The following is a 12008-nucleotide window of genomic DNA, read 5'->3' as shown; positions in this document are numbered from 1 at the left end:
GTGCATGAATAAAAAAAAGAGGGAATCTCATTGCTGAAATTCCCTCTTTCTGATGTGCCCTTTACTGGACTATTCTCGAACCAGTTTTTAGATGATTTGAAGAAAATTGCAAACTTGGACACACTATTTCATAGTGAGCCCCTTAGTAGAGATTTCAAACTTCGGTACAAACGATGTTACACCAATCAGGAAAGGAGAGATAAGCCTTTAACGCAAGTATGGGCAGAAAGTGGGTTTACAAAATACAAGACTGACTAATCTACAAAATTCGTTTTTTGTCTAAATGGGATGATTTTGCTAGTGATGAAATCTCAAAATCATCCCTACTAATGATGAGTGATTTTCAGAACGTCACCAGTAGAGATATGAAATTCATAAGCAGTAGCCGGAATTAGAATGATTATACATGTCGCAATAATCTTTATTTTATGTCAATGTATCCATCCCGTTCGACAAAAGGAGTACCATTTATTTTATAACCCATGCCTACCAGATGATCCGTATCCTCACTGTTGATTATCAAACACAACCGATTGCTATCGAACAGCCTTTAGACTTATCTGTACCTGAAAGTAAGACTATATTAGCTATTTACTTATCCATGCCCGAAGTAGAAAATGACAGGAGAGCTTGTGTGGATGAAAGCCAGGGAAATGGGGCTGAAGTGTAGCCGCAGTAGTTTTTGGGATTATATCCGTAACCCAGGCTATTGTTGCTCCCATGTCTACTACATTTTATACTAAAGAAGGGATAACGGGCAGCTGGCTGTATTGATCTTTCGACACGGCATAGACAAATAAAAAGGCGATAAAAAATATATTCTTCATTCTAAATTATTTTTTGTTTTTCGCAACAGTTATATTCTGCATCGGATTCCAGCCTGATAAAACAACTTCCATTGTATAACTTTTAGCTTCCTCAGCAGAAATTTCCCGTAGCCCAACCCATTTTGCCCTTAAACTCATATCAGCACCTTTCCCGGTATTGTTGTATTCATACAAATGAAGCTTATCACTCGCAGGTGCATAGGCCATATTCCACGTGGTTGGCCAACCTTGCGGGTGCATTTGCTCACACATTTCGGAATTTAATATAGCTACCTTAGGGTAATTGTGCCATGGACGCCCAATTGCGATCTTAGCACCATCATCTCCTTTTCTTGGGCTATTGCCAACATAGGTAAAATTACATTTATTAAAGACGTATCCATACAACTGATTTTCTGGTGTAGAAGGAGCAGTAACCCAGCCACCTCCATAACTACGGATTTCGCATGACTGAAAATAACCAATACCACCACCATAGATGTAGTCCGTACGTCCTAAAATTAAACATCCTACGAAATAATTGAGCATACCATCTTTACCCAATAAAATCGTGTCTTGATAACCCAGAATATTGCAATTGTTAAAGATTAGTCTATCACCACGCAAAGTCAAAGCCAATGCTTGTCCTACCGGCCCGGCAGTATTCGATATGGTTAGGTTCTCTGCGATGAAATTATTACCCAGTACAGTTAATGTTGCAGAAGTCCTGATCAGGTCTTTGTTGTCTTTCCACAACGCCCAGGACTCAGCCGGGCATTTGTTAGAAGACGTTTCGCTTTTACAATCGTAAAGGTGATAACTTACAATCGTTTTTTCGCGCGACTCACCCAAAATCGTAAGGTTAATCTTACTGGCTGGAACAATTAGTTTCTCCGTATTATAAGTGCCATTTTTGATGAGAATGACGGTTCTTTTTGAGTTGTTGTCAAGTACTGCATCAATAGCTTCCTGAATTGATTTATATTGTCCGCTCCCATCCAATGCTACAATGATATCCGCTTTAGGCAATTTCTGTGCGACAGCGAGCTGACAAGTAATAAGACTAATGAATGTCAAAATTAATATATGATTTCGCAATTGCTTCATGTTTTTTAATCTGTTCTAATTAATTTTATAAGTTATTTTTGAGCCTATCAGGCGATTGGATCAGCTAGCATTCTTAAATGTATAAACTCCTCCAGCAGTTGTATTCAAATCATACTCAAATGCCTTGTTAACATTAGTCCCATTTAATGATGCTTTACTTGAAATTAAAGGCTTCGCAGTTGGCTGTCGTTTAAAAAATGGATTTAAATTCTCCCCCTTAGCCAGCTTCAAATCATTACCTGCGAGTTTATTGTTACTCCGCAAACGTAAATCACCACCGATGGAGGATTTAATCGTAATCGACGATAATTTTCCTTTTTTCCATTCCATATTTACAATTTCAAAACCACCACGTGCCCGAAGTCCTTTTATGCTCCCGTTTGCCCAGACATCCGGTAATGCAGGCAATAAACTAACTGCTCCATCGTGACTTTGAAGCAGCATTTCAGCAATTCCTGCAGTACAACCGAAATTACCATCAATTTGGAATGGCGGATGAGCATCAAACATATTCGTATAGGTACCTCCATCTGGGTCTCTAAGTGTAGCAGAGGCAGGTTTAAGCTTCAATTGATTTTGAATCAATTTATAAGCATGATTTCCATCAAGAAATCTCGCCCATAAGCAAACTTTCCAGCCCATAGACCAACCACGACTAGCGTCTCCGCGACCAATCAACGAATTTTTAGAAGCTTCAAATAATTCTGGATTTGCAAAAGGTGAAATTTCCCTGCCCGGATAAACACCCCAAAGATGGGATACATGCCGATGTGAATCCGTTTTTTTGTCCCAATCCTCTAACCATTCCTGCAGTTGCGCGTATTGTCCGATTTGCATTGGTGGAAGCTGACTTCGTAATTTGAATAAATCGGCACTGAACTTCTTATCCATATTTAACACTTGAGCAGCATCAATAGTATTGCTCAACAAATCGAAAATCATTTGATTATCCATGGTAATACCAGAGAAAGTAGAAGTACGTTCTTTGACTACCGATCCATCAGGTTTGGTGTAATCATAGCTTTCTCTCCCCGGAGTATGTTCAGGAGATATAGAGGGCGACACTACCATATATCCGGTTTTAGCATCTTTCACCAAAAAATCCTGGTAAAATTCACAAGCACTTTTTAAAATGGGGTAGATTTCCTTTAAATAAACCTTATCTCCTGAATACAGATATTTTTCCCACAGATGCGCAGCAAACCAGGCATTACATGTTGGCCAGATCCCTGCAGTAGCATCCACGGCTCCAGTCATTCTCCATAAATCTGTATTGTGATGAAGTGTCCATCCCCTAGCCCCATACATTTCCAATGCAGATTTTTTACCCGTTTCACTTACATCTTTGATTAATTGTATAAAAGGTTCATGGCATTCACTTAAGTTGGTAACTTCTGCAGGCCAATAATTCATCTCCACATTTATATTGGTCGTGTACTTGCTATCCCAGGCAGGGTATTGTCCTGAATTTGGATTCCATATCCCTTGCAAGTTGGCTGGTTGTGTACCTGGCTGAGAAGAAGAAATAAGCAGATATCTACCAAACTGAAAATACATAGCAGCCAAAGACGGATCATTAACCGTAGAAAACTCCGTAATACGCTGATCAGTTGGCTTATTAACTTGTTCACTTTGCCCTAAATTGAGTTGAACACGCTGAAACTGCTTTTGGTAAGCGGCAACATGGTCTGATTTAGCTTTTTCATAACTTTTCGAGAACTTATCCAAATAGCTTTTCGATTTTTCTTCCGCGTTTCCGGAGATATTCTTATAATTTTCAAAGTTGGTTGCAACTGAAACATATATCGTAACCGCAGTCGCATTTGTAACTCCAATAGAATTCGCTGTCGTTGTTATCGATCCTCCATCATTAACCACTTTAACCCGACCATTGAAATTTAGCAGGTTTGGTATGTTTTCTTCCTTTTCCCTTGCACATTTACCTGTGACAATCATCACGTTATCTCCCTGTGTTGGCACAATGCTGATTGTTTGTACCATGTTCTTTTTTAAAGGCCCAACAAAAGAGGTGTTAAAGCTAATACTACTGTTCTTATTAGCCGTAATCCGAATGATAATCAATTGATCCGGCAAAGAGGTAAATGTTTCCCGTTTATACTCAACACCATTTACAGTATATCGTGTAGTGGCAACTGCAGTATTCAAATCCAGTTCGCGATAATATTTAGTGTAGTTTGCATGATCAGAAAAAGTTAGCACCAAATTTCCAATAGATTGGTAAGTTTGACCATGAGAAGTAATTTTACGATCAGCGATAATGTTTGCTAAGGAAAGCTTTTGTGCCTCTATATAATTTCCCTGATCAATTAATTGCTGGATTTCCTTTAGCTTAATTTTAGCATTTGGATTTATGTTTTGATACGGGCTACCAGACCAAAAAGTATCCTCATTAACTTGAATAGTATCCGATTGTGGAATACCATAAACCATCGCCCCCAACCGTCCATTCCCAAGCGGCAAAGCATCAGTCCATGATTTTGAAGGTTGGTTATACCAAAGTTTAAGGTCATTTTGAGCATAACCCGAATAATACATGCTTAATATAAGTATTAGGGCCGCAAATTGTTTTTTATACATAAAGTTATATATTATTATTTTCTGAGGTACTAACCGAATTACTTTCCGCTTAATAAATTCCATTCGGATAGTTGTAAAGGACCACCTGCAGTCTCCGTAACCTTAAGTCGATAATGCTTATAGGCTATTTTATTTTCAAAGGCATAAGTTTTAGACATCTGTCGTTCAGGAAAGCTCTCTTCAGACTTGGTATCCAGATCTACCCATTTCTTTCCGTCCGTAGAGCCTTGTAAAATCCAATTTTTAGGATCCCTTTTTGGTACATCATTCGCAGATCCAATTATATATTGGCTGTATACAATTGGTTTTTCAAATTCATATTGGAACCACTGGCCCTTGTACTGTTCATTAAAATACTTTGTCTTGGTATTTTTATCGTTCAATTTGGTAGCATCTTCATTCGGATTTGATGAAGGAAATTCGGTTGTGATTACTGGTAAAATATTTAATTGCTGCGCAATAGAGGGAGTCGCCAAGCATATACCAGCAGCGATTAAGAATGAAGAGAATAAAACTTTCATAAATTATGAATTAAAATAAGATAAATTAATAGGCCCAGCGTGGGTCACCAACAGTACTTCCATTTGAGCTGGCCGAAAACACTTTACTAAACTCTAGGGCATCAACCAGTTTAAAATTGGTGGTGGCTGCCGTCCATCCCAAATCTATACTGATGTCATTTGCTTGTGCAAGTCCCGTTAAAGTCACTGCCGCACCTCCAGATGTAAGTCTTAGGTTAAAATAATTGTTATTGGAAAAAGCCAGCACATTACCACTTGCAGAGGCTCTGAAAGCGGCGGCTTGAATGGTACCCGATATAGGTGTATTGGCTACAATACTGTTATTGAAAGTATAAACAATTTTATTAGCATTGGCATCGATAAATAGATATTTGTTACCACCACCAAAATTGTTAAAAGTGCAATAATCGAGGCTAATTGCAGGAACAATGGTACTGCTTAGATTGGTACCCATATTGATCATTCCCTGGCCTAAATTGTAAAATGTAGACTTGGTAAAGCTCAATTTACTGATCAATAGCTTTTCGAGCGAAAACATATAATATCCCTGGGCATTGGCTTGGTCAACATTATAAATTCTAGAATTATTTATGGATACACTTTCAATCTTCTGATCATTGGCGGCAGCGCCATAATTACCCCTCAAAATACATCTCAGGTAATCGTGAATAATACAATTTTCTATTTTAATAGCTTTAAATGCGGCTTTTGTACCAGTTGCAGCCTGAGTTCCCATCAGTTGCATAAATGCTGTACCGTAAGAAGTTCCGGAATAATTGCCGTCAAAATCAATACCAGCAAGAGAAACCCCAGCCGAATCTCCTACAAGATTGATTTCACGGGATTTAATTTTTGTAGTTCCCGGATCATTTGCCACAGAACGAATGGTGATCGACTTTTGGGTGATGTATGTAATCCCCGTAAGGTTATAAGTTCCCGGATTTAACCCGATTACATCACCATTAGCTGCAGCGGTAATGGCTGTGGCCAAATTATCTGTAGGAGAAAGAACTGTGGTAAAAACAACCGGCTTGGCCGTTGTAATATTTAGTATGCCTTTACTTTTGTTACCCGCAAAAAGTTGTACCGTATATCTCATATCAGGAGTAAGTCCGACAATGTTTTTCATTCCCGCAGCGATATCACTACCTGTAATTTCAGCGGTGATTGCGCTTGAATTCGTAAGGCTTGGCGTGAGTACAATTTTAGTCAAACCAGCAGTATTTGTATTTTGAAACCAGTGAAACAATGCTGTATTTTCAGTGATTTCAAAATCCCGGATCACCCGAAAATACTGTTGCCCGGTTAAACGGAAAGCCGTTGATGAATTCAAGTACATGGATGCTGCAGTCCCCTTATATTCATTGACTTTAACCCTGTAAAAATAACGGGTATTAAGTTCAATCTCGGGATCCAAAACTACAGCTCCCGTAGTGTCGGCAATCCTGGTATAATCGATGGTGGAGAACAAGGAGTCTTTAGCCAATTCCAAAGTGTATTTTAAAGCCTTTCCATTTCCATACACTGGCATATTCCACTTAAATATAGCGGAGTCTTTGACCGTCCTCACACTTAAGCCTGAAGGTGTAAAAGCACGGTTTAAAGCTGCATCTTCAATTCCACCCATTGGCTTTTCGCAAGCTGATAAGCACAACACCAGTGCGGAGCACAATGCTGTCCATTGAATTATTTTCTTGTATTTAGATATAAAATTCATCGCAATTGAATAAATAGTTAAGGATTTTGTTAGTAGCCAAAATTCTGAGTGATAGCGCCCCGGTGCTCAGAAATTACACGATCCGAGTAAGGCAATAATTCTCTGCTATTCGCTTTAAATTTGCAGACATAACCAGTATTTGGATCATTTAAAAATGTAGAGGTCAATACACCCGCTGCATCATAAGAACCGGCCTCCTGACGCCAATACCTTCTATCAGGATGCGTGGAAGGTGCTGTCGTAACAGTCATCGGTGTAAAATAAACTACATTCGGTACCCCACCATACAAGTTCAAAGAAGCCGCTTCGGTATTCAGATTTCCATTGGTAAATGTGGTTTTACTTGAATATATGTATTCCGGTGCATTGTTGTAAGGATTATTGGCGGTGGGAGCCTTAGAAGCAAACTGGGCAATCTTTCTCCTGGTTTCGGCGATCTTACTGGCCAGCAGATTCCATCTGATCAAATCGTATTTTCTGATCCCCTCACCCCCAAATTCCAACAAACGTTCTTTCACGATTGCCTCAAAAAAGCCTGTTTTATCTGTCGGTGTTACCGGGATAGTATTGGAACCATAAGCTCTTTTTTGCACCTGTTGCAAGGCATCTAGTGGTGTGATACTTCCGTTAAGCCCCAACTCATTTCCTGCCTCTGCATACATCAACAATACATCAGCATAGCGGATTACCGGCCAGTTTACTCCATAGGTACCAGTTACGGTGCCATTAAAGGCTGTCCATGATTTCCTAAACTTAGCGATATTCATATTGATGGCGCTCACCGCGTCTTTTCGGTCCACCGCATAATTCGTTGCTGCATCGCCAACAACTTTATAGGTAGACATGGTAACATCCCTGCGCACATCTTTTCCATTTTCAAATTCATAAAAATAAGTCATCACAGCTATACTCCGCCCTCCTGCTCCGCCCCAGGAAGGAGAATCTGCGAAATTCAAACCAAAGGCGCTACCAATATTACTGTCATTAATCTGACCCCACATGGCAACCTCAAACATCAGTTCACGCTGATCATCATATCTGGCCGGTGCACTATGCAGTGTCTTAAAAATATTCTCGTACACAGGGTTTAAGGCATGTTTTTTTGAATCAATGATATCTCTGCACTCCTCAAATGCGATTTGATAGTATTTTTGATAATCAGAACGACGCTGCATGATCCTGCTGTCATTTCTAAGTGAATACCCCCCTCTTGCCAACGCAATTCTAGCCCTTAAAGCCTTAATTGCCCCCTTAGTAAAACGAAAATCTACATAATCTGGCAGTTCGTCACGCCAGGGTACAAGCTCTGCAGCCATCCTTAGGTCGTCTATAATATGATCGTAAGTACTATCGCGGTCTGTATTTCCCAGGTACTGATTTTTCACATCTGCTGCAGGTACAAAAGTTCCGGGTACATCTCCCCAATTTCTAATCAATTCAGAATAATAGAGTGCCCGTAGTGACAAAGCCTCCCCATAATATCTTTTCATCTTAGCCTTATCAGCTGCCGAACCATTTTTATAGAGATTTGAGTTTGGGATATACTTGCAGGCAATATTGGCCCGCTCTATGCCATCGTACAACTGCACATAAACATTATACATCGGGTTACTTGCGGGGGTAACGCCATAATTGGCTACCGCATAATCTGCACCACCATCAAAAGCCGCATTGCCCCGGTACATAAAATCGTCAGCGCCCAAGCCAAAATAAGCAGAGAGCTGGTTCCCGTAGCCGTTGCCACCAGCAAGTTTGGTATAGATTCCTATCACCTGGCTATTGGTATAATTCACATCCTCAAAGGTTTGTTCTAAATTTAGTTTTGAAGGTGAATTGTAATCCAGATATTTTTTACAAGAAGACAGTGTTAGCAAAGCAGTAGCTGCCAACAACATCATTATATTTTTAAAATTAGTGTTCATGACCTAAAAGATTTACTATCAAAAAATGAGGTTAATTCCCGCCAGAATGTATCTATTTCGCGGATAGGCAGAATAATCCACTCCCGGTGTCAATGGATTACTTCTTCGGGTATTCGCCTCAGGGTCAAAACCGCTGTACCGGGTAAAGGTGTACAGGTTATTCACCGTAGCAAAAACCCGTAATTTCGAAATGGTCCTAATCCGTTGCATAATGCTTGAGGGCAGGGAATAGCCTAATGTAACATTAGAAATCCTTATAAAAGAAGCATCTTCAATCGCATCTGAGTACACCTGATATGAACCCCGTGTTGGCATATAAATCTTCGCATCCTTATTTGCTGCTGCCATCTGATCCCAATCAGTTATCAAAACTCCATTATTGTCAAAAGATTTCCAGCGATCAGTAAACTTTGCCAGTAAATTGTTTCCATTTGCCTGATAAGCAGAACTAAATTCGATGGTATTGGCGTTATAGGTTTTATTTCCATAAGAAAAGTTCACAAACACACTCATGTCAAAGTTTTTATAAGAAAACTGGTTATTCCAGCCACCATAAAACAGGGGCTGAACATTACCCAAAACCGTTTTGTCTTTAGTGGTAATTACAGAATCTCCCTCAAGAGAAGTCTTTTTCAGTTTCATCACGCCTGGATATACCTGGCTTTGTCCAAGTATAGCTGCAGCATTGGCTGTACCAGGCTTCAAAACCCATACGTTTCCAGCAGGATTCGATTTTGTCCGGTCAAAATCATCAAGTGTGTAAAAGCCATCCGTTACGTAGCCGTAAAACTGTCCTACCGGTTTACCTACTGCTACATAAAAATCCTCTCCACTCTGGCCCCAACCAGAAGAAACGGCATACCCCATACTTCCGTCCTGCAGCGATAAGATTGTATTTTTATTCATTGATATATTGAAACTGCTGTTATAGGTAAAGCTTTTACGGTTTACAATAACACCGCTTAGCTGAACTTCAATCCCTTTATTCCGCGTAGAGCCCACATTTTTATATTGCTGGGTATAACCTAACGACTGAGGTACATTGGCCTGTAACAACAGGTCATTTGTACGATTCACATAAGCGTCTACCGATGCGGTAAAACGCCCTTTAAATAAACTGAAATCCAGTCCAATATTTCTCGATATCGTAGTTTCCCATTTAAGATCAGCATTGGCCAGGTTTGCAGAATATAAACCTGCAGTTTGTGAATTGTCTGTTGCGGCGTATCCTGCCGAATTCGAACTTGTTGTGAAAATTGTGGCAAACAAACGATCACTGCTTACCCTGTTGTTCCCTGCAGTACCATAACTTGCCCTAAATTTCAGGTTATCTAGCCATAACAAGTTCAGTTTTTTCATGAATTGTTCCTCAGATACCCGCCAGGCAAACTGAGCGGAAGGAAATGTTCCCCAGCGATGCTCAGGACCGAACTTCGACGATCCGTCACGTCTCAACATCAGGTTTAAATTATATTTACTTTTATAGGAGTACATCATTCTTCCAAAAAAGGAAAATAAGCGATCACCACCTACTTCGGTAGTTGGTGATGGCTGAATGGCTCCTGCGGGCGGATTTGCCTGCTGGATGTTGGCGAATGCCTGTTCCGCTGTAACAGCTGCAGGGAAATACTTAATGGTCTGATTAAATGATTTGGAATTACTTTGATTGATTTCCTGCCCGAGCAAAATATCTAAAGTGTTATCTTTGTTTATTTTAGGGTTAAAACTTACCGTATTGCTATTGGTGATGTTGTTGCCGTTACCAGTATTTAAACTGACATAAGGCTGACTGGCGTACTGACTCGATGAGTTTCTGCTGGAAACGGAGTAATTGGCAATCCCTGAGAAGTTATCATTTTTAGAATCATTTGCCGTATAGCCAACCACGCTTCGGAACGTTAACCGCTGTATCGGGGTATAAGCAAGCTGCGCACTGGTGATCAAAGCATTATTATAAGCGTTTCTCACATCTGTTAATGCAGAAGTTAAGGGATTGCTCAAATTGATGGTATTGTCAAAAATTGCATTTGGATCATATTCTTCAAAACTGATGATACCTTCATAAGGTTGAAAGCGGACCGAATATTTCAATCTGTTGTTAGATGAACTCCCAGTACTTGAAGTACCTGCGCCATCAACCCTTTGCCTGCTGTAACGTACATTTAATCCTAATCTGAGCTTACTGGAGATTTTATTGTCAAATCGAAAAGAGGCAAAAGTTCTTTTTAGGCCAGAATTTAACATTACCCCTTGCTCGCTGGTATTGTTCAATGTAAAATTATAAGTTGTAGCATCCGTACCGCCAGTTACATTTAGGATTTGTGTATTTGACAAAGCATTTCTGCCAAAAATTTTATCCTGCCAGTTGACCATTGGAAAACTCTTATAAATCTCCAGGTCCGACCATTTTCCATAATTCCGGTCAAATCCATTTAAAGCCGCAGTATCTGTAATGGCAAAACCATTGTAGTGGCGGTGTGCCAACTCATATTGAAAATTCACAAAATCATAGGGTGCTAAAACTTTGATCTCATTTACAATATTTCTTGAACCTGCAAAAGCGTCAAATGAAACAATAGTTCGGCCCTTCCTGCCCGATTTTGTTGTAATCAGGACTACACCATTGGCACCTCTTGCGCCGTATATTGCCGTAGAGGCTACATCTTTCAATACATCAATGGTTTCTATTTCGTTTGGTGATATAATTGATAATGCTCTTTCTAGTGGAACGCCATCCACAATATACAAAGGTGCATTATCCTGGGTCAGAGAAGTTCCACCACGTACAATAATCTGAATATCAGAACCAGGTGCTCCCTCTGTGGCTTTCACAGAAACACCGGCAAGTTTACCTGCCAGCGCTTCGGCGGCAGTACCTACCGGAAAATCAGCAATATCCTTCGCGCTGACACTGGAGACAGCCGAGGCCAGCTTATCCCTCGAAATTGATTTGCCATAGCCTACGTTTACCACAACTTCCTGTAAGGCATTGCTGGATGGAGACAATTGAACGGTAATTGAACCGCTGCCATTGACATTTATTTCTTTACTAGTATAGCCAATATATTTAAAAACAAGTACCTGAGCACCCGCAGTGATATTTACCTTAAAAGCGCCGTTGTTATCGGTCATCGTCGACGTTTTAGTGCCTTTCAAAGTTACACTTACCCCAACCATGCTCTGTTTGGTATCGTTATCCAGTACTTTTCCCGTTACCAAAAGTTTAGGGGCCTGTGCCCTGCTACTGATACAGAACAAGAGAAAAAGAAACTGTAGTAGTATAATTTTCTTCATATTTTTTTACGCTGTAATTCTAAAAAATTCATCTTTTTATAGG

6 protein-coding genes and 1 pseudogene are annotated in these 12008 nt (G+C 40.0%); 1 reads left to right on the top strand and 6 read right to left on the bottom strand.

What is annotated here, in order from left to right; all coding sequences use genetic code 11:
* Nucleotides 1-484: 484 nt before the first annotated feature.
* Nucleotides 485-631, top strand: a pseudogene (locus WC623_RS14280) (recombinase family protein); the annotation flags it as partial.
* 202 nt (nucleotides 632-833) lie between these two features.
* Here the strand turns inward: WC623_RS14280 and WC623_RS14275 are convergent.
* Genes WC623_RS14275 through WC623_RS14250 form a run of 6 tightly spaced genes read right to left on the bottom strand, consistent with a single transcriptional unit; the run spans nucleotide 834 to nucleotide 11965 of the window.
* Complete coding sequence (locus tag WC623_RS14275) at nucleotides 834-1913, bottom strand: pectinesterase family protein (protein ID WP_372852172.1); 1080 nt, start codon at nucleotides 1911-1913, stop codon at nucleotides 834-836.
* 60 nt (nucleotides 1914-1973) lie between these two features.
* On the bottom strand, nucleotides 1974-4511 hold the full coding sequence (locus tag WC623_RS14270; protein WP_372852170.1) for a glycoside hydrolase N-terminal domain-containing protein: 2538 nt from the start codon (nucleotides 4509-4511) through the stop codon (nucleotides 1974-1976).
* 38 nt (nucleotides 4512-4549) lie between these two features.
* Nucleotides 4550-5032, bottom strand: coding sequence for a discoidin domain-containing protein (locus WC623_RS14265; RefSeq protein WP_372852168.1), 483 nt, complete (start codon nucleotides 5030-5032; stop codon nucleotides 4550-4552).
* 25 nt (nucleotides 5033-5057) lie between these two features.
* Nucleotides 5058-6749, bottom strand: a complete 1692-nt coding sequence (locus WC623_RS14260) for a DUF4957 domain-containing protein (RefSeq protein WP_372852166.1) — start codon at nucleotides 6747-6749, stop codon at nucleotides 5058-5060.
* Between the two features lie 29 nt (nucleotides 6750-6778).
* Entirely contained in the window at nucleotides 6779-8671 is a 1893-nt protein-coding gene (locus WC623_RS14255; protein ID WP_372852164.1) for a RagB/SusD family nutrient uptake outer membrane protein, read from the bottom strand.
* Between the two features lie 18 nt (nucleotides 8672-8689).
* A complete protein-coding gene (locus WC623_RS14250; RefSeq protein ID WP_372852162.1) occupies nucleotides 8690-11965 on the bottom strand; it encodes a SusC/RagA family TonB-linked outer membrane protein in 3276 nt (1091 codons plus the stop codon).
* Nucleotides 11966-12008 lie beyond the last annotated feature (43 nt).

Source organism: Pedobacter sp., assembly GCF_041645105.1.
Taxonomy (GTDB): domain Bacteria; phylum Bacteroidota; class Bacteroidia; order Sphingobacteriales; family Sphingobacteriaceae; genus Pedobacter.
Note: the sequence above shows the minus strand (reverse complement) of the source record. Positions and strands in the feature narration are given on the sequence as shown.